Raw genomic sequence first — 17,362 nt, 5'->3', positions numbered from 1 at the left:
TAAATCTCAAATAGAAGGGAGAGAACTCCTTGTTTGAATTAAACAATTTCGAGTCGATAAAAATAGCATTGGCTTCTCCAGAAAAAATAAGACAATGGTCTAGAGGAGAAGTTAAAAAGCCAGAAACTATAAATTACCGTACTTTAAAACCAGAAAAAGATGGTCTTTTCTGCGAAAGAATATTTGGACCACAAAAAGACTGGGAGTGTCATTGTGGTAAATATAGAAGAGTTAGATACAAAGGTGTAGTTTGTGATAGATGTGGAGTAGAAGTAACTAAATCAAAAGTAAGAAGAGAAAGAATGGGACATATAGAGCTAGCAGCTCCTATGTCTCACATCTGGTACTTTAAAGGTATACCAAGTAGAATGGGACTTCTACTTGATATGTCACCAAGATCATTAGAAAAAATACTATACTTTGCTTCATATGTAGTAGTTGATCCAGGAGAAACTGGATTAAATGAAAAGCAGTTATTGACAGAAAAAGAGTATAGAACTGCTCTTGAAAAATATGGATATACTTTTACTGTAGGTATGGGTGCTGAAGCTGTAAAGATATTGTTACAAAACATAGATTTAGAGCAACAAAGCAAAGACCTAAGAGCGGAATTAAAAGACAGTACAGGACAAAAGAAAGTTAGAACAATAAGAAGATTAGAAGTTGTAGAAGCATTTAAAAAATCTGGGAATAAACCAGAATGGATGATTTTAGATGCAATACCAGTAATACCACCAGATTTAAGACCAATGGTACAACTTGATGGTGGAAGATTTGCAACTTCAGACTTAAATGATTTATATAGAAGAGTTATAAACAGAAATAATAGACTTAAGAGATTACTAGAGCTTGGAGCTCCAGATATAATTGTAAGAAATGAAAAAAGAATGCTTCAAGAAGCAGTTGATGCATTAATAGATAATGGTAGAAGAGGTAGACCTGTAACAGGACCTGGAAATAGACCACTTAAGTCTTTATCAGATATGTTAAAAGGGAAACAAGGTCGTTTCCGTCAAAACTTACTTGGTAAGCGTGTTGACTACTCAGGACGTTCTGTTATAGTTGTTGGACCAGAACTTAAATTCTATCAATGTGGTCTTCCAAAGAAAATGGCACTAGAACTATTCAAGCCATTTGTTATGGATAAACTAGTTAAAGAAGGATATGCACATAATATAAAAAGTGCAAAATCTATAGTAGAAAAAGTTAAGCCAGAAGTTTGGGATGTTTTAGAAGATGTTATAAAAAGCCATCCAGTTCTTCTTAACCGTGCGCCGACTCTACATAGATTAGGTATACAAGCATTTGAACCAATCTTGGTTGAAGGTAAAGCTATAAAGCTACATCCTCTTGTATGTACAGCTTACAATGCAGACTTCGATGGTGACCAAATGGCGGTCCATGTACCTTTATCAGTAGAAGCACAAGCTGAAGCAAGATTCTTAATGCTTTCTGTAAACAACATTCTTGCTCCTAAAGATGGTTCTCCTATAACTACTCCATCTCAGGATATGGTTTTAGGTTGTTATTATCTAACAATAGAAGCACAAGATGATGCTAAAGGAACAGGAATGGTATTTAAAGACTTTAATGAGCTATTACTTGCTTATTACAATAAATCAGTTCACCTACATGCGTTAGTAAAACTAAAGGTAACTCTTGAAGATGGAAGAAGTTCATTAGTTGAAAGTACAGTTGGTAGATTTATATTTAATGAAAGTATACCTCAAGATTTAGGATTTGTAGACAGAAATGAAAACCCATTTGCTCTTGAAGTTGACTTCTTAGCAGATAAAAAATCTCTTGGTAAAATAATAGATAAGTGCTTTAGAAAACATGGAAATACAGAAACAGCTGAATTACTAGATTATATAAAATCTCTAGGATTTAAATATTCTACATTAGGTGGTATAACAGTTGCGGTTGCTGATATGAGTGTTCCAGAAGAAAAGAAAGTATTTATATCTGAGGCAGAAGCAAAAGTTGATAAATATGAAAAAGCATACAGAAGAGGTTTAATATCTAATGAAGAAAGATATGAAAAAGTTATAGAGACATGGACAGAAACAACTGATAAGGTTACTGATGCTCTTATGGGTGGACTAGATAGATTAAACAATATATATATAATGGCACATTCAGGAGCCAGAGGTTCTAAAAACCAAATTAGACAGCTAGCAGGTATGCGTGGTCTTATGGCCAATGCATCTGGTAAAACAGTTGAGATACCAGTTAAATCTAATTTCCGTGAAGGTTTATCAGTACTTGAATACTTTACATCTTCACATGGTGCCAGAAAAGGTCTTGCTGATACAGCTATACGTACAGCTGAATCTGGATACTTAACAAGAAGACTTGTTGATGTAAGTCAAGATGTTATTGTAAGAGAAATAGATTGTGGAACAGAAGATACTACAGAAATTTATGCAATAAAAGAAGGAAATGAAGTTATAGAAGAGATATATGATAGAATTGTAGGAAGATACACTATAGACCCTATATTAAATCCTGAAACTGGTGAAATTATAGTTGAAGCTGACGCTATGATACAAGAAGATGAAGCAGAAACTATAGTAGATTTAGGTATTGAAAAAATTAGGATAAGAACAGTTCTTAACTGTAAAACTAATCATGGAGTTTGTTCTAAGTGCTATGGTAGAAACTTAGCTACAGGAAAAGAAGTTAATATAGGTGAAGCAGTTGGTATAATAGCAGCTCAATCTATAGGTGAGCCGGGTACTCAGCTTACAATGCGTACATTCCATACTGGAGGGGTTGCAGGAGCCGATATAACTCAAGGTCTTCCTAGGGTTGAAGAATTATTCGAAGCTAGAAAGCCAAAAGGCTTAGCTGTAATAACTGAAATATCTGGTAGAGTTGAAATAGATGAAACTGGAAAAAGAAAAGAAGTAAATGTAATACCAGGAGAAGGCGAAACTCAAACATATGTGATACCATATGGTTCTAGATTAAAAGTTAAGCAAGGACAAATGTTAGAAGCTGGAGATCCTTTAACACAAGGATTTATAAATCCTCATGATATAGTAAGAGTAAAAGGTGTTAAAGGCGTTCAAGAATATATAGTTAAAGAAGTTCAAAGGGTTTATAGACTTCAAGGGGTTGATGTTAACGATAAGCATATAGAAGTTATAGTAAGACAAATGCTATCTAAAGTTAAAGTTGAAGACCCAGGAGATACAGATTTATTACCAGGTGGATATGAAGATGTATTAACATTTAATAGATGTAATGAAGAAGCTATAGCTAAAGACTTAAGACCAGCAGTCGCTAAAAGAGTATTGCTTGGTATAACTAAAGCATCTCTTGCAACTGATTCATTCTTATCAGCAGCTTCATTCCAGGAAACAACAAGAGTATTAACAGAAGCTGCGATAAAAGGTAAAGAAGATCACCTAATAGGGCTTAAAGAGAATGTTATATTAGGTAAGCTAATACCAGCAGGAACAGGAATGAAGAAATATAGAAATATAGCTGTTGAAAAAATTGAAGATTAATGGCAGATAGAGTAAAGAAATCTTGACAACCATTATTTGTGGTGTTAAAATAGTAAAGTGTGTTGTTTAAAAGTACACTAAGGGCTTATATGAGCTCTTAGTGACTTTTAAATGGCAATAAACAAGAACTAAAAGCATCAAGCTAGAAAAGTGCTAATATCACATATTCATGTGCTATAAACATTAAATTGTAAGTAACAAATGTTACAATCAGTCAGTATGAGTATTCATATTGATGTAGTTGGCGGTCACTGATAAGATCGAAAATTTGGAAGGAGGTGCAGATGATGCCAACAATTAACCAATTAGTTCGTAAAAGTAGAAAAGCAGTTGAAAAGAAATCTACTGCTCCAGCATTACAAAAAGGTTACAACTCTTTAAACAAGAAAGTAACTGACGCGAGTGCTCCACAAAAAAGAGGGGTTTGTACTTCAGTAAAAACAGTTACTCCTAAGAAACCTAACTCAGCTTTAAGAAAAGTTGCCAGAGTTAGATTAACTAATGGTATAGAAGTTTCTGCTTATATACCAGGAGAAGGACATAACTTACAAGAGCATAGTGTTGTTCTTATAAGAGGCGGAAGAGTAAAAGACCTTCCAGGGGTTAGATACCATATACTAAGAGGTACTTTAGATACAGCAGGTGTTGATAAGAGAAGACAATCAAGATCTAAGTATGGTGCTAAGAAACCTAAGGACGCTAAAAAATAAAAACAATTAATGATTGATTATAGTTCGGTGCTTTAAATATATAGATATTTATGGCATCACGGCATTAAATGATTTATGTCGAGTACCTATGATTTAAGTTAAATAATTAAGGAGGGAAGCGAAATGCCAAGAAAAGGTAATGTTCCAAAGAGAGAAGTTTTACCAGATCCTATGTATGGGAGTAAGGTAGTTACTAAATTAATAAATAATTTAATGGTAGACGGAAAAAAAGGAAAGTCTCAAACAATAGTTTATGATGCTTTCACAGTTATTGCTGAAAAAACAGGAGAAGATGCTTTAGAAGTATTTAATAAGGCAATGGATAATATAATGCCTGTTTTAGAAGTAAAAGCAAGAAGAGTTGGTGGGGCAAACTACCAAGTGCCAATCGAAGTTAGACCTGAAAGAAGACAAACATTAGGTTTAAGATGGTTAGTAAAATATACTAGAGCTCGTGGAGAAAAAGGAATGGTTGATAAATTAGCTAAGGAAATAATGGACGCAGCTAACAACACAGGAGCTTCAGTTAAGAAAAAAGAAGATACTCATAAAATGGCAGAAGCTAATAAAGCATTTGCTCATTATAGATGGTAGGATATATAGATATCTTATAAAATTGAGGATATCATAAGGAGGATAACCATGGCTAGAAAGTTTCCTTTGGAAAGAACTAGGAATATAGGAATCATGGCTCATATAGATGCAGGGAAAACTACTACTACAGAAAGAATCCTGTTTTACACTGGGCAAACTCATAAGATAGGAGAAACTCATGAAGGAGCTTCTCAAATGGACTGGATGGAGCAAGAAAAGGAAAGAGGTATAACAATAACTTCTGCCGCTACTACTGCTTCATGGAAAGACCATAGAATAAATATAATAGATACTCCTGGACACGTGGACTTCACAGTTGAAGTTGAAAGATCTCTAAGAGTTCTTGACGGTTCAGTTGCTGTATTCTGTGCAAAAGGTGGGGTTGAGCCTCAATCAGAAAATGTATGGAGACAAGCTGAAACTTATGGAGTACCTAGAATAGCTTTTGTAAATAAAATGGATATATTAGGTGCAGATTTCTACAATGTTGTAAGCATGATGAAATCTAGATTAAATTCTAATGCAGTTCCTATGCAATTACCAATAGGTAAAGAAGATTCATTCATAGGTATAATAGACTTGTTAAAAATGGATGCTGTTATATACAAAGACGACCTAGGGGTTGAAATGGAAGAAACAGACATACCAGAAGACATGAAAGAATTAGCCGCTGAGTGGAGAGAAAAATTAGTTGAATCAGTAGCTGAAACTGATGAAGAATTAATGATGAAATATCTTGAAGGTGAAGAACCTACTATAGAAGAATTAAAAGTTGCTATAAGAAAAGCTACTATAGCTTGTGAAATGAACCCAGTTTTCTGTGGTACAGCTTATAGAAACAAAGGTGTTCAATTAGTAATAGATGCAGTTTTAGATTACTTACCAGCACCAACAGATATAGCAGCTATAAAAGGTATATTGGAAGATGGAGAAGAAGCTGAAAGACATTCTTCTGATGAAGAGCCATTCTCTGCATTAGCATTCAAAATAATGACTGACCCATTTGTTGGAAAACTAGCGTTCTTCAGAGTTTACTCTGGAACATTAGAATCTGGTTCTTATGTTTTAAATGCAACTAAGAACAAGAGAGAAAGAATTGGTCGTATACTACAAATGCATGCCAATACAAGAGAAGAAATAACTAAAGTTTATGCTGGAGATATAGCAGCAGCAGTAGGATTAAAAGATACTACTACTGGAGACACATTATGTGACCCTGCTAATCCAATAATACTTGAATCTATGGAATTCCCTGAGCCAGTTATATCTGTTGCTATAGAACCAAGTTCTAAAGCAGCTCAAGAAAAAATGGGTATAGCTCTTCAAAAGTTAGCTGAAGAAGACCCAACTTTCACAGTTAAAACTGACCAAGAAACAGGACAAACTATAATATCTGGTATGGGTGAGTTACACTTAGAGATAATAGTAGATAGATTATTAAGAGAATTTAAAGTAGAAGCTAAAGTTGGTGCTCCACAAGTTGCATATAGAGAAACTATAACTCAACCAGTTGATGTTGAATACAAGTACTCTAAGCAATCAGGTGGTAGAGGACAATACGGTCACGTTAAGATTAGAGTTGCTCCTCAAGAGCCAGGTGAAGGATACAAGTTCACAAACAAAACTGTTGGTGGATCTGTACCAAAAGAATATGTTGGTCCAGTTGACATGGGTGTACAGGGAGCTATGCAGTCTGGTATAGTTGCTGGTTATCCAGTTGTAGACGTTGCTGTTGAGTTATATGATGGTTCTTACCATGAGGTTGACTCTTCTGAGATGGCGTTCAAAATGGCTGGTTCAATGGCATTCAAAGATGCTATGAAGAAAGGTAATGCAGTTCTTTTAGAGCCTTACTTCAAAGTAGAAGTTGTTACTCCTGAAGATTACATGGGAGATGTTATGGGTGACTTAAACTCAAGAAGAGGATTAATACAAGGAATGGAAGCAAGAAGCGGTGCACAAGTTATAAATGCATTCGTTCCACTTTCAGAAATGTTTGGATACTCTACAGACCTAAGATCTTCAACTCAAGGTCGTGCAACTTATACAATGATATTCGATCACTATGAACAAGTTCCAGCTTCAGTTGCTAAAAAGATAGCTGAAGGAAAATAATTTAAAAATTAATTAATAATATAAATATAAAAAATAATCAGCAAGACGAGACTTGTCTCGTCTTGCACAAGATTAAAGGGAGGAAATTCAAAATGGCTAAAGCTAAATACGAAAGAACAAAACCTCATGTTAATATAGGGACAATAGGACACGTTGACCACGGTAAAACTACATTAACAGCAGCAATAACAAAAACATTATATGACAGATATCAATTAGGAGAAGCAGTAGATTTCGCAAACATAGATAAAGCTCCAGAAGAAAGAGAAAGAGGAATCACAATATCAACAGCACACGTTGAGTATGAAACTCCAAATAGACACTACGCACACGTTGACTGCCCAGGACATGCTGACTACGTTAAGAACATGATAACAGGAGCAGCACAAATGGATGGAGCAATATTAGTTTGTTCAGCAACAGATGGACCAATGCCACAAACAAGAGAGCATATACTATTATCAAGACAAGTTGGAGTACCATATATAGTAGTATTCTTAAACAAATGTGACATGGTAGATGACGAAGAGTTATTAGAACTAGTAGAAATGGAAGTAAGAGATTTATTAACAGAATATGATTTCCCAGGAGATGATACTCCAATAATAAGAGGATCAGCATTAATGGCATTAGAAGATCCAAAGAGCGAATGGGGAAATAAAATAGTAGAATTATTCGAGCAAATAGATGAATATATACCAGCACCAGAAAGAGATACTGACAAACCATTCTTAATGCCAGTAGAAGACGTATTCTCAATCACAGGAAGAGGAACAGTTGCAACAGGAAGAGTGGAAAGAGGAGTATTAAAAGTACAAGACGAAGTAGAATTAGTAGGATTAACAGAAGCACCAAGAAAAGTAGTAGTAACAGGAGTAGAAATGTTCAGAAAATTATTAGACCAAGCACAAGCAGGGGATAATATAGGAGCATTATTAAGAGGAGTACAAAGAACTGAAATAGAAAGAGGACAAGTACTAGCAAAGACTGGATCAGTAAAAGCACACACAAAATTTACTGCAGAAGTATATGTACTTAAAAAAGAAGAAGGTGGAAGACATACACCATTCTTTGATGGATATAGACCACAATTTTATTTCAGAACAACAGATGTAACAGGAGCTTGTAAGTTACCAGATGGAATAGAAATGGTAATGCCTGGAGATAACGTAACAATGGAAGTAGACTTAATAAACTCAATAGTTGTAGAAGAGGGATTAAGATTCTCAATAAGAGAAGGTGGAAGAACAGTAGCTTCAGGAGTTGTTGCTACAATAGTTGAATAAATCTTTTACTAAGCTAATTGATTTCATATAAAAAAAGAGGGGGCTTAACCTCTCTTTTTTGTTTTTTGTTGACAAGTAGCAATAAAGCATATATACTAAACTAGTGCCTTGAGATAGATTAATAATCAAGTTTGAGGTTATAATGTTGTAAGAAAAAATAAAATTGAAAAAAACATAAAAAAAACTTGAAAAAATGTAACAAATGATATAAAATATAATAGTGTGCTTGAGAGATTAAGAAAATAAGAATTAAATCCTAGTGAAATACGAACTGGTATCGATTTGAAAGTTACAACACACCCGGAGCAGTGTGTCGGTATTGGTTGTACGCAACTTGAAAATTAAACACGTGATAAAGGAGGGAAAACAAAATGGCTAAGAATGAAAAAATAAGAATAAGATTAAAATCATATGATCACAAATTATTAGATTTTTCAGCAGGTAAAATAGTTGAAACTGCTAAAAAGGCTGGATCACAAGTTTCAGGACCTGTGCCTCTACCAACAGAAAAGCAAATTGTAACTATATTAAGAGCTGTACATAAGTACAAAGACTCTAGAGAACAATTTGAAATAAGAACTCATAAAAGACTAATCGACATAGCTAATCCAACACCTAAGACAGTTGACTCATTAATGAGATTAGACTTACCAGCAGGTGTAGATATAGAAATAAAATTATAAGAACCCCTAAGATATTATCCTATAGGTAACTATCTTAGAATGATTACTTCTAAAATGATGTAATCCGCTGTAAGAATTATAGGAGGTGCTAATATGAATGGAATATTAGGAAAAAAAGTTGGTATGACTCAAATATTCACTGATAAAGGTGTAGTTATACCTGTAACAGCTGTTGAAGCAGGACCTATGGTCGTTACTCAAATAAAAACAGTTGATAAAGATGGATACAATGCTATACAAATAGGTTTTGAAGATGCTAAAGAAAAATCTTTAAATAAACCTAAAAAAGGACATTTAGCTGCTGCTAATGTTTTAAAGAAACATTTAAAAGAGTTTAGAGTAGATTCTGTAGAAGGATACACAGTTGGACAAGAAATAAAAGCTGATGTATTTGAAGCAGGTGCAAAAATAGATGTTACTGGAATAAGTAAAGGTAAGGGATTCCAAGGTCCAATAAAAAGACATGGACAAAGTAGAGGTCCTGAAACTCACGGTTCTAGATACCACAGAAGACCAGGTTCAATGGGAGCTTGTTCTTACCCAGGTAGAGTATTTAAAAACAAAAAATTAGCTGGACACATGGGAAGCGTAAAGGTAACAGTTCAAAACTTAGAGGTTGTTAAAGTAGATGCTGATAAGAACCTTATATTAGTTAAGGGAGCTATACCAGGAGCTAAAGGTTCAGTAGTAACTATAAAAGAAGCTGTAAAGGTTTCTAAATAATGACTAACCTAGAGAAAGGAGGAATAACAATGCCAAAATTAAATGTACTAAATGTTAGTGGACAAAACGTTGGAGAAATAGAATTATCAGATTCTATATTTGGCGTAGAAGTTAATGGACATGTTTTATATGAAGTTGTAAAAAATCAATTAGCAAATAAGAGACAAGGAACTCAATCTGCTAAAACTAGAGCAGAAGTTAGAGGTGGCGGAAGAAAACCTTGGAAACAAAAAGGAACAGGTAGAGCAAGACAAGGTTCTACAAGATCTGTACAATGGGTAGGTGGAGGAGTTGCTTTTGCACCTAAACCAAGAAGTTACAAATATACATTACCTAAGAAGGTAAGAAGATTAGCTATGAAGAGTGCTTTATCTTCAAAAATACAAAATAGTGAAGTTATAGTATTAGACGCATTAAATATGGATGCTCCTAAAACTAAAGAATTCGCTCAAATATTAAATAATATAAATGCTGCTAAAAAAGCTTTAGTAGTTATAGCTGATAAAAATGATAATGTAATAAAATCAGCTAGAAATATAGAAGGTGTTCAAACTGCATTAGTTAATACTATGAATGTATATGATATATTAAAATATGATTCATTTATAATAACTACAGATGCTGTTAAAAAAGTGGAGGAGGTGTACGCATAATGACTAATCCACATGATGTAATAATAAGACCAGTTGTAACTGAGCACAGTATGGCTGAAATGGGTGAAAAAAAATACACTTTTGTTGTGGCTAAAGATGCGAACAAAACTGAAATAAAAAAAGCAGTAGAAAAAGTATTCGGAGTTAGTGTTGATAAAGTAAATACTTTAAACTACGATGGAAAAGTTAAAAGAATGGGTAGAACTCAAGGAAGAACAGCAAGCTTTAAGAAAGCAGTAGTTAAATTAACTGCTGATAGTAAAGAAATAGAATTCTTCCAAGGAATGTAATATTATAACAAACGAAGGAGGGAAAACAGATGGCTATAAAAAAGTTTAGACCAACTTCTCCTGCCTTAAGACAAATGACAGTTTTAGTTTCTGATGAAATAACATGTAATCAACCAGAAAGATCTCTTTTAGTTAACTTAAAGAAAAATGCTGGTAGAAACGTACATGGTAGAATAACTGTTCGTCATAGAGGTGGAGGACAAAAAAGAAAATATAGAATAATAGATTTTAAAAGAGATAAAGATGGTATACCTGCTAAGGTTGCTACTATAGAATATGATCCAAACAGAACTGCAAATATTGCATTATTAAATTATGCTGATGGAGAAAAAAGATATATATTAGCTCCAGTTGGAATCAACGTTGGAGATACTATCTTATCAGGATTAGGTGCTGATATAAAACCAGGAAACTGTTTAGCATTAAAAGATATGCCAGTTGGTACTATCATTCATAATATAGAATTAAAGCCAGGAAAAGGAGCTCAATTAGTTAGATCTGCTGGAGTTTCTGCACAATTAATGGCTAAAGAAGGAAAAAATGCTTTATTAAGATTACCATCAGGTGAAATGAGATTAGTAAGCATAAACTGTAAAGCTACTATAGGACAAGTTGGAAATATAGAGCACGGTAACGTAGTTATTGGTAAAGCAGGTAGAAAAAGACATATGGGAATAAGACCTACTGTAAGAGGTTCTGTAATGAACCCTAACGACCATCCACACGGTGGAGGGGAAGGTAGATCTCCAATAGGTAGACCATCTCCTGTTACTCCATGGGGTAAACCAGCTCTTGGATACAAAACTAGAAAGAAAAACAAAGCTTCAAATAAGTTAATAGTATCAAGAAGAACTAAGTAGTAAATTTATTTTTGCTCGGAAAGGAGGAATATAAATGTCAAGATCAACTAAAAAAGGACCTTTTGTCCATGCAAGACTTTTAAAGAAAATAGAAGCTATGAATGCTAGTGGAAGTAAAGAAGTTATAAAGACTTGGTCAAGATCTTCAACTGTATTTCCACAAATGGTAGAAAACACTATAGCTGTTCATGATGGAAGAAAACATGTTCCAGTATATATAACAGAAGATATGGTTGGACACAAATTAGGTGAGTTCGTTCCTACTAGAACTTTCAAAGGACATAAGGATGACGAAAAATCTAATAAGAGAAAATAATTAAATTATGACTAAGAAAGGAGGAATAACAATGGAAGCAAAAGCTACTGCTAAATATGTACGTGTATCACCAAGAAAAGCAGGCCAAATCTGTGACCTTGTTAGAGGAAAGAATGTTGATGAAGCATTAGCGATATTAAAGTTCACTCCAAGAGGAGCAGCTTCAATAATATCTAAAGTTGTAAAGTCAGCTAAAGCTAACGCAGAAAACAATCACGAAATGGATACTGAAAAATTATATATAGCATCAATAGTTGCTAATCAAGGACCAACAATGAAGAGATTCATGCCTAGAGCTATGGGTCGTGCAACTACAATAAGAAAAAGAACTTCTCATATAGAGGTTGTTGTGAAAGAAAAAAAATAATTAATAGATAGGAGGGAAAGTAATGGGTCAAAAGGTTAATCCACACGGCTTAAGGGTCGGTGTTATAAAAGATTGGGACTCAAGATGGTTCGCTACTGATAAAAAAGAGTTCGGAAACTTATTATTAGAAGACCATAATATACGTAAATTCTTAAAGAAAAGATTATACTCAGCTGGAGTTGCTAAGATAGAAATAGAAAGATCAGCTAACAAAATAAAAATGGACTTACACGTTGCTAAGCCAGGTGTAGTTATAGGAAGAGCTGGTGCTGGAATCGAAGCATTAAAAGTTGAATTAGAAAAAATGACAAAGAAAAGTATAATAGTTAACATAGTAGAAGTAAGAAGTACAGATAAAAATGCTCAGTTAGTATCTGAAAATATAGCTTTAGCTATAGAAAGAAGGGTTGCTTTCAGAAGAGCAATGAAACAAGCTATACAAAGAGCAATGAAATCTGGTGCTAAAGGGATAAAAGTTTCTGCTTCAGGAAGATTAGGTGGAGCTGAAATGGCTAGAACTGAAGGTTATAGTGAAGGAAATGTACCACTACAAACTTTAAGAGCAGATATAGATTATGGTTTCGCTGAAGCTAATACTACTTATGGAAAAATAGGTATAAAAGTTTGGATATGTAATGGTGAAGTTTTACCAACTAGAGATGGTGTAAATCCAAGAGAAGAAAGCAGAAAGAGCGACAGAAGAGACAACAAGAGAGATAACAGAAGAAACGATAGAAGAGGAAATGATAGAAGAGGAAACGATAACAGAGGAAACTACAGAGGGCAAAGACCTCAAGGTGGACAAAGACCTCAAGGTGGATCAAGACCTCAAAGAACTGAAAACAAAGGAAATTAATAATAGTTAGGTTCAAGGAAGGAGGAAAAATACTCATGTTAATGCCAAAAAGAGTAAAGCGTCGTAGAGTTCATAGAGGAAGTATGGCTGGGCAAGCTCATAAAGGTAACAAAGTTACTTATGGTGAGTTTGGACTAGTAGCTTTAGAAGCTTCTTGGATAACTTCTAATCAAATAGAAGCTGCCAGAATCGCGATGACTAGATATATAAAAAGAGGGGGAAAGGTTTGGATAAAAATATTCCCTCATAAACCAGTAACAAGAAAACCAGCAGAAACTCGTATGGGTGCAGGGAAAGGTTCTCCAGAATATTGGGTAGCTGTAGTTAAGCCAGGAAGAGTTATGTTTGAATTAGCAGGTGTTTCTGAAGATAAAGCAAGAGAAGCTATGAGACTTGCTGCACATAAATTACCAATCAAATGTAAATTTGTTAAAAAAGAAGATTTAGAAGTAAAGGGTGGTGAATAGGATGAAAGCTAAAGAATTAAGAGATTTAACAAGCGAAGAGCTAATGAACAAATTAAACGACTTCAAAAGTGAATTATTTAGCTTAAGATTCCAATTAGCTACTGGTCAATTAGAAAATACAGCTAGAATAAAGTTTGTTAAGAAGGATATAGCAAAAGTTAAAACTGTTCTTGCTGAAAGAAAGTTATACGAAACTAGAGCTTAATTTGGAAAGGAGGCTTTTTAAACATGGAAAGAGGAAGAAGAAAAGTTAGAATGGGCCGTGTTGTTAGTGATAAGATGGATAAAACAATAGTAGTAGCTGTTGAAGAATTCGTACGTCATCCACTATATAATAAACGTGTTAAGAGAACTAAGAAATTTAAGGCTCATGATGAAAAGAATATATGTAACATCGGAGATAGAGTTAAAATAATGGAAACTAGACCTTTATCTAAAGATAAGAGATTCAGACTAGTTGAAGTTGTTGAGAAAGTTAAGTAGTTTTTGAAGAAGGAGGGATTACGATATGATACAACAAGAATCACGTCTAAGAGTTGCTGATAACTCAGGAGCTAAAGAAATTTTATGTATACGTGTTCTAGGCGGAAGTAAAAGAAGATATGGTAACATAGGCGACGTTATAGTTGCTACTGTTAAAAGTGCAACACCTGGTGGAGTTGTAAAAAAAGGTAAGGTTGTTAAAGCTGTTATAGTAAGAAGCAAACAAGGCGTAAGACGTAATGACGGAAGCTATATATCTTTTGATGAAAATGCTGCTGTTATAATAAAGGACGATAAAACTCCAGTAGGAACTCGTATATTCGGGCCTGTTGCTAGAGAGTTAAGAGACAATGAATTCATGAAAATAGTTTCTCTTGCTCCAGAAGTACTATAATTAAGGAGGTGCAATAGGACATGATGCGTGTTAAAAAAGGTGACACTGTTGTAGTTATAGCAGGTAAAGATAAAGGTAAAAAAGGTTCAGTTTTAAAGGTATACCCTAAAGCCGATAAAGTATTAGTTGAAGGTGTAAACGTAATAACTAAACATCAAAAACCAAGTGCTATGAACCAACAAGGTGGAATAATAAACAAAGAAGCCGCAATACACATATCTAATGTAATGCCATTTGATCCTGAAACAGGAAAAGGCGTTAGAGTAAGATATGAAGTAAAAGATGGCACAAAAGTAAGAGTATCAGCAAAGAGCGGAAAAGAATTATAATAAATATTGCTTGAAAGGAGGGACCTTAAATGGCTTCTAGATTACAAGAAAAATACATGAAAGAAGTTGCTCCTGCTTTAATGGAGAAATTTGGATATAAAAACGTAATGGAGATACCTAAGTTAAATAAAATAGTTATTAACATGGGTATAGGTGACGCTAGAGAAAATCCAAAAGGATTAGAAAAAGGCGTTGAAGAATTAGAAATAATATCAGGACAAAAGCCTGTTATAACTAAAGCTAGAAAATCTGTTGCTAACTTCAAACTAAGAGAAGGAATGCCAATAGGAACAAAAGTTACATTAAGAGCTGATAAAATGTTCTACTTTATGGACAAATTAGTATCAGTTTCTTTACCAAGAGTTAGAGACTTTAGAGGTGTTAACCCTAATGCTTTTGATGGTAGAGGAAACTATGCTTTAGGAGTTAAAGAACAATTAATATTCCCTGAAATAGAATATGATAAAATTGATAAAGTAAGAGGAATGGATATAATATTCGTTACTACAGCAAAAACTGACGAAGAAGCTCGTGAATTATTAAAATTATTAGGAATGCCATTTTCTAAGTAAGCAAAGGAGGGATTCCCGTGGCTAGAAAAGCGATGGTTGTTAAACAACAAAGAAAGCAAAAGTACGCTACTAGAGAATACACTAGATGTACTATATGCGGAAGACCGCATTCAGTTTTGAAAAAATTTGGTATATGCCGTATATGCTTTAGAGAATTAGCTTATAAAGGTCAAATACCTGGTGTTAGAAAAGCAAGCTGGTAGAAGCTTGATTAGAATGGAAGGAGGGCTACAAAATGACAATGACAGATCCAATTGCAGATATGCTTACTCGTATAAGAAATGCTAATGTTGTTAAGCATGAAACTGTAGATGTTCCAGCTTCTAATATGAAGAAAGAGTTAGCTAGAATCTTATTAGAAGAAGGTTTCATAAGAGGTTATGATGTTATAGAAGATGGAAAACAAGGTATCATAAGAATACAATTAAAGTACGGACAAGAAGGCGAAAGAGTTATCACAGGTCTTAAGAAAATATCTAAGCCTGGTATGAGAGTTTACGCTGCTAACCACGAAATACCAAAAGTATTAAATGGATTAGGAATATCAGTAATATCTACTTCAAAAGGAATATTAACTGACAAGCAAGCTAGAAAAGAAAATGTTGGTGGAGAAGTAATCTGCTACGTTTGGTAATTAATATGAACAATGTAAGGAGGTGCGACCATGTCAAGAATAGGTGTTAAGCCAATAATAATACCAGCAGGTGTTGAAGTTACTATAGCTGAAGGAAATTTAGTTACAGTAAAAGGTCCAAAGGGAACTTTAACTAAACAATTAAGTGCTGAGTTAAATATAAAAAAAGAAGAAAATACAGTAATGGTTGAAAGACCAACTGATAATAAAAAACACAGATCTTTACACGGATTAACTAGAACTTTATTAGATAATATGGTTGTAGGTGTAAATACTGGTTTCGAAAAGAAATTAGAACTAAAAGGTGTTGGATACAGAGCTCAAAAACAAGGAAAGAAATTAGTTATGAACTTAGGTTTCTCTCATCCAGTTGAAATGGAAGATCCAGAAGGAATAACTGTTGAAGCTCCAAACCAAACTGAGTTAATAGTAAAAGGTATAGACAAGCAATTAGTAGGAAACTATGCTGCTAAAATAAGAGCTTGGAGAAAACCAGAGCCATACAAAGGTAAAGGTATAAAATACGTTGATGAAGTAATCAGACGTAAAGAAGGAAAAACTGGTAAAAAATAATACCAAAACTTAAACGCTAGAAAGGAGTGAGCTAGGTGTTAAAAAAGGCTGATAAAAATGCTAATAGACTTCAAAGACATAAGAGAGTTCGTAGAAAAATAAGCGGTACTGCTCAAAGACCAAGATTATGTGTATTTAGAAGTGCTAACAATATATATGCTCAAATAATAGATGACACAAACAGAGTAACTCTAGTTGCTGCATCTTCTTTAGAAGCAGAAGTTAAGAGTGCTGTTAATCATACAGGAAACAAAGAAGCAGCTAAGAAAGTTGGAGAATTAGTTGCTAAAAAAGCTGTTGAAAAAGGAATCACTGAAGTTGTATTTGACAGAGGTGGATACTTATATCATGGAAGAATTCAAGAATTAGCTGAAAGTGCTAGAGAAGCTGGTCTTAAGTTCTAATACGAAGGAGGGAAAAATACATGCTACGTCGTAAGCCGATAGATGCAGGACAACTTGACTTACAAGAAAAAGTTGTTGAAGTAAGACGTGTTACTAAGGTTGTAAAAGGTGGTAGAAACTTTAGATTTGCAGCGTTAGTAGTTGTTGGAGATGAAAACGGACACGTTGGTATAGGTGCTGGGAAAGCAATGGAAGTACCAGACGCTATAAAAAAAGCAGTTGAAGATGCTAAGAAAAATCTAATAGTAGTGCCAATGGTTGGGACTACAATTCCTCACGAAGTACGCGGACACTTTGGTGCTGGAAATATATTAATAATGCCTGCTGTAGAAGGTACAGGAGTAATAGCTGGGGGACCTGCTAGAGCCGTACTTGAGTTAGCTGGACTAAAAGACGTTAGAGCTAAATCTTTAGGATCTAACAATCCAAGAAATATGGTAAATGCTACAATAGAAGGACTTAATTCTCTAAAAACAGTTGAAGATATAGCTAAACTTAGAGGTAAAAAAGTTGAAGAACTTCTAGGGTAAGGAGGTAG

At 34.2% G+C, this 17,362-nt stretch carries 24 protein-coding genes; all 24 read left to right on the top strand.

The annotated features are described in order from the left end of the window. Positions 1-29: 29 nt before the first annotated feature. The 24 genes from rpoC to rpsE all read left to right on the top strand — a co-directional run bounded on the left by rpoC (position 30) and on the right by rpsE (position 17,354). The gene (rpoC, locus tag KGF50_RS04080; RefSeq protein WP_227846920.1) at positions 30-3,515 is read left to right on the top strand and encodes a DNA-directed RNA polymerase subunit beta'; all 3,486 of its coding nucleotides are present in this window, start codon (positions 30-32) and stop codon (positions 3,513-3,515) included. A 287-nt stretch (positions 3,516-3,802) separates the two neighbouring features. Then, complete coding sequence (rpsL, locus tag KGF50_RS04075) at positions 3,803-4,225, top strand: 30S ribosomal protein S12 (protein WP_227437039.1); 423 nt, start codon at positions 3,803-3,805, stop codon at positions 4,223-4,225. 123 nt (positions 4,226-4,348) lie between these two features. Continuing rightward, positions 4,349-4,819 carry a 30S ribosomal protein S7 gene (gene rpsG, locus KGF50_RS04070; protein ID WP_227437037.1) on the top strand — a complete coding sequence of 157 codons (471 nt, stop codon included), beginning with the start codon at positions 4,349-4,351 and terminating at the stop codon, positions 4,817-4,819. A 48-nt stretch (positions 4,820-4,867) separates the two neighbouring features. Then, a complete protein-coding gene (fusA, locus tag KGF50_RS04065) occupies positions 4,868-6,934 on the top strand; it encodes an elongation factor G (RefSeq protein ID WP_227846919.1) in 2,067 nt (688 codons plus the stop codon). A 92-nt stretch (positions 6,935-7,026) separates the two neighbouring features. Further along, positions 7,027-8,220 carry an elongation factor Tu gene (gene tuf, locus KGF50_RS04060; RefSeq protein ID WP_227846918.1) on the top strand — a complete coding sequence of 398 codons (1,194 nt, stop codon included), beginning with the start codon at positions 7,027-7,029 and terminating at the stop codon, positions 8,218-8,220. A 371-nt stretch (positions 8,221-8,591) separates the two neighbouring features. After that, positions 8,592-8,903 (top strand): 30S ribosomal protein S10, encoded by a 312-nt coding sequence (gene rpsJ / locus KGF50_RS04055; protein WP_054268679.1) that lies wholly within the window; start codon positions 8,592-8,594, stop codon positions 8,901-8,903. A gap of 93 nt (positions 8,904-8,996) precedes the next feature. Beyond that, on the top strand, positions 8,997-9,626 hold the full coding sequence (rplC, locus tag KGF50_RS04050) for a 50S ribosomal protein L3 (RefSeq protein ID WP_227846917.1): 630 nt from the start codon (positions 8,997-8,999) through the stop codon (positions 9,624-9,626). A 29-nt stretch (positions 9,627-9,655) separates the two neighbouring features. Beyond that, complete coding sequence (gene rplD / locus KGF50_RS04045; RefSeq protein ID WP_227437028.1) at positions 9,656-10,279, top strand: 50S ribosomal protein L4; 624 nt, start codon at positions 9,656-9,658, stop codon at positions 10,277-10,279. Next, entirely contained in the window at positions 10,279-10,569 is a 291-nt protein-coding gene (rplW, locus tag KGF50_RS04040) for a 50S ribosomal protein L23 (RefSeq protein WP_003421170.1), read from the top strand. Before rplD ends, rplW begins: the two co-directional genes overlap by 1 nt. Before the next feature lie 29 nt (positions 10,570-10,598). Further along, positions 10,599-11,429, top strand: coding sequence for a 50S ribosomal protein L2 (gene rplB / locus KGF50_RS04035; RefSeq protein WP_169470378.1), 831 nt, complete (start codon positions 10,599-10,601; stop codon positions 11,427-11,429). A gap of 34 nt (positions 11,430-11,463) precedes the next feature. Further along, positions 11,464-11,745 (top strand): 30S ribosomal protein S19, encoded by a 282-nt coding sequence (gene rpsS / locus KGF50_RS04030; protein WP_021386634.1) that lies wholly within the window; start codon positions 11,464-11,466, stop codon positions 11,743-11,745. A gap of 31 nt (positions 11,746-11,776) precedes the next feature. Continuing rightward, the gene (gene rplV / locus KGF50_RS04025; RefSeq protein WP_227846916.1) at positions 11,777-12,112 is read left to right on the top strand and encodes a 50S ribosomal protein L22; all 336 of its coding nucleotides are present in this window, start codon (positions 11,777-11,779) and stop codon (positions 12,110-12,112) included. Positions 12,113-12,134: 22 nt separating this feature from the next. Then, positions 12,135-12,968, top strand: a complete 834-nt coding sequence (gene rpsC / locus KGF50_RS04020) for a 30S ribosomal protein S3 (RefSeq protein ID WP_227846915.1) — start codon at positions 12,135-12,137, stop codon at positions 12,966-12,968. A 35-nt stretch (positions 12,969-13,003) separates the two neighbouring features. Then, the gene (rplP, locus tag KGF50_RS04015) at positions 13,004-13,435 is read left to right on the top strand and encodes a 50S ribosomal protein L16 (RefSeq protein ID WP_003421160.1); all 432 of its coding nucleotides are present in this window, start codon (positions 13,004-13,006) and stop codon (positions 13,433-13,435) included. 1 nt (position 13,436) lies between these two features. Beyond that, positions 13,437-13,640 (top strand): 50S ribosomal protein L29, encoded by a 204-nt coding sequence (gene rpmC, locus KGF50_RS04010; RefSeq protein ID WP_003421158.1) that lies wholly within the window; start codon positions 13,437-13,439, stop codon positions 13,638-13,640. Positions 13,641-13,663: 23 nt separating this feature from the next. Beyond that, positions 13,664-13,918, top strand: a complete 255-nt coding sequence (gene rpsQ, locus KGF50_RS04005; RefSeq protein WP_227846914.1) for a 30S ribosomal protein S17 — start codon at positions 13,664-13,666, stop codon at positions 13,916-13,918. Between the two features lie 25 nt (positions 13,919-13,943). Continuing rightward, positions 13,944-14,312, top strand: a complete 369-nt coding sequence (gene rplN / locus KGF50_RS04000; protein WP_227846913.1) for a 50S ribosomal protein L14 — start codon at positions 13,944-13,946, stop codon at positions 14,310-14,312. Between the two features lie 23 nt (positions 14,313-14,335). Further along, complete coding sequence (rplX, locus tag KGF50_RS03995; RefSeq protein ID WP_227846935.1) at positions 14,336-14,641, top strand: 50S ribosomal protein L24; 306 nt, start codon at positions 14,336-14,338, stop codon at positions 14,639-14,641. Positions 14,642-14,670: 29 nt separating this feature from the next. Next, positions 14,671-15,213 (top strand): 50S ribosomal protein L5, encoded by a 543-nt coding sequence (gene rplE / locus KGF50_RS03990; RefSeq protein WP_003421151.1) that lies wholly within the window; start codon positions 14,671-14,673, stop codon positions 15,211-15,213. Positions 15,214-15,230: 17 nt separating this feature from the next. After that, on the top strand, positions 15,231-15,416 hold the full coding sequence (locus KGF50_RS03985) for a type Z 30S ribosomal protein S14 (RefSeq protein WP_003421149.1): 186 nt from the start codon (positions 15,231-15,233) through the stop codon (positions 15,414-15,416). A 32-nt stretch (positions 15,417-15,448) separates the two neighbouring features. Next, entirely contained in the window at positions 15,449-15,847 is a 399-nt protein-coding gene (gene rpsH / locus KGF50_RS03980) for a 30S ribosomal protein S8 (protein ID WP_003421148.1), read from the top strand. A 30-nt stretch (positions 15,848-15,877) separates the two neighbouring features. Further along, positions 15,878-16,420 (top strand): 50S ribosomal protein L6, encoded by a 543-nt coding sequence (rplF, locus tag KGF50_RS03975; protein ID WP_227846912.1) that lies wholly within the window; start codon positions 15,878-15,880, stop codon positions 16,418-16,420. A gap of 35 nt (positions 16,421-16,455) precedes the next feature. Next, positions 16,456-16,824: a 50S ribosomal protein L18 gene (gene rplR, locus KGF50_RS03970; protein ID WP_227437023.1), complete on the top strand. Its 369-nt coding sequence runs from the start codon at positions 16,456-16,458 to the stop codon at positions 16,822-16,824. 20 nt (positions 16,825-16,844) lie between these two features. After that, complete coding sequence (gene rpsE, locus KGF50_RS03965; RefSeq protein ID WP_227437021.1) at positions 16,845-17,354, top strand: 30S ribosomal protein S5; 510 nt, start codon at positions 16,845-16,847, stop codon at positions 17,352-17,354. Positions 17,355-17,362: the final 8 nt, after the last annotated feature.

This window comes from Clostridioides sp. ZZV15-6598 (assembly GCF_020657705.1).
Classification (GTDB): Bacteria; Bacillota; Clostridia; order Peptostreptococcales; family Peptostreptococcaceae; genus Clostridioides; species Clostridioides difficile_F.
The sequence above is the reverse complement of the archived record's forward strand: the minus strand, read 5'-3'. Positions and strand labels throughout refer to the sequence as shown.

Coding starts and splice junctions, on each gene's coding strand:
- rpsL (WP_227437039.1), top strand. CDS start 3,803: ATGCCAACAATTAACCAATTAGTTCGTAAAAGTAGAAAAGCAGTTGAA.
- rpsG (WP_227437037.1), top strand. CDS start 4,349: ATGCCAAGAAAAGGTAATGTTCCAAAGAGAGAAGTTTTACCAGATCCT.
- fusA (WP_227846919.1), top strand. CDS start 4,868: ATGGCTAGAAAGTTTCCTTTGGAAAGAACTAGGAATATAGGAATCATG.
- tuf (WP_227846918.1), top strand. CDS start 7,027: ATGGCTAAAGCTAAATACGAAAGAACAAAACCTCATGTTAATATAGGG.
- rpsJ (WP_054268679.1), top strand. CDS start 8,592: ATGGCTAAGAATGAAAAAATAAGAATAAGATTAAAATCATATGATCAC.
- rplC (WP_227846917.1), top strand. CDS start 8,997: ATGAATGGAATATTAGGAAAAAAAGTTGGTATGACTCAAATATTCACT.
- rplD (WP_227437028.1), top strand. CDS start 9,656: ATGCCAAAATTAAATGTACTAAATGTTAGTGGACAAAACGTTGGAGAA.
- rplW (WP_003421170.1), top strand. CDS start 10,279: ATGACTAATCCACATGATGTAATAATAAGACCAGTTGTAACTGAGCAC.
- rplB (WP_169470378.1), top strand. CDS start 10,599: ATGGCTATAAAAAAGTTTAGACCAACTTCTCCTGCCTTAAGACAAATG.
- rpsS (WP_021386634.1), top strand. CDS start 11,464: ATGTCAAGATCAACTAAAAAAGGACCTTTTGTCCATGCAAGACTTTTA.
- rplV (WP_227846916.1), top strand. CDS start 11,777: ATGGAAGCAAAAGCTACTGCTAAATATGTACGTGTATCACCAAGAAAA.
- rpsC (WP_227846915.1), top strand. CDS start 12,135: ATGGGTCAAAAGGTTAATCCACACGGCTTAAGGGTCGGTGTTATAAAA.
- rplP (WP_003421160.1), top strand. CDS start 13,004: ATGTTAATGCCAAAAAGAGTAAAGCGTCGTAGAGTTCATAGAGGAAGT.
- rpmC (WP_003421158.1), top strand. CDS start 13,437: ATGAAAGCTAAAGAATTAAGAGATTTAACAAGCGAAGAGCTAATGAAC.
- rpsQ (WP_227846914.1), top strand. CDS start 13,664: ATGGAAAGAGGAAGAAGAAAAGTTAGAATGGGCCGTGTTGTTAGTGAT.
- rplN (WP_227846913.1), top strand. CDS start 13,944: ATGATACAACAAGAATCACGTCTAAGAGTTGCTGATAACTCAGGAGCT.
- rplX (WP_227846935.1), top strand. CDS start 14,336: ATGCGTGTTAAAAAAGGTGACACTGTTGTAGTTATAGCAGGTAAAGAT.
- rplE (WP_003421151.1), top strand. CDS start 14,671: ATGGCTTCTAGATTACAAGAAAAATACATGAAAGAAGTTGCTCCTGCT.
- rpsH (WP_003421148.1), top strand. CDS start 15,449: ATGACAATGACAGATCCAATTGCAGATATGCTTACTCGTATAAGAAAT.
- rplF (WP_227846912.1), top strand. CDS start 15,878: ATGTCAAGAATAGGTGTTAAGCCAATAATAATACCAGCAGGTGTTGAA.
- rpsE (WP_227437021.1), top strand. CDS start 16,845: ATGCTACGTCGTAAGCCGATAGATGCAGGACAACTTGACTTACAAGAA.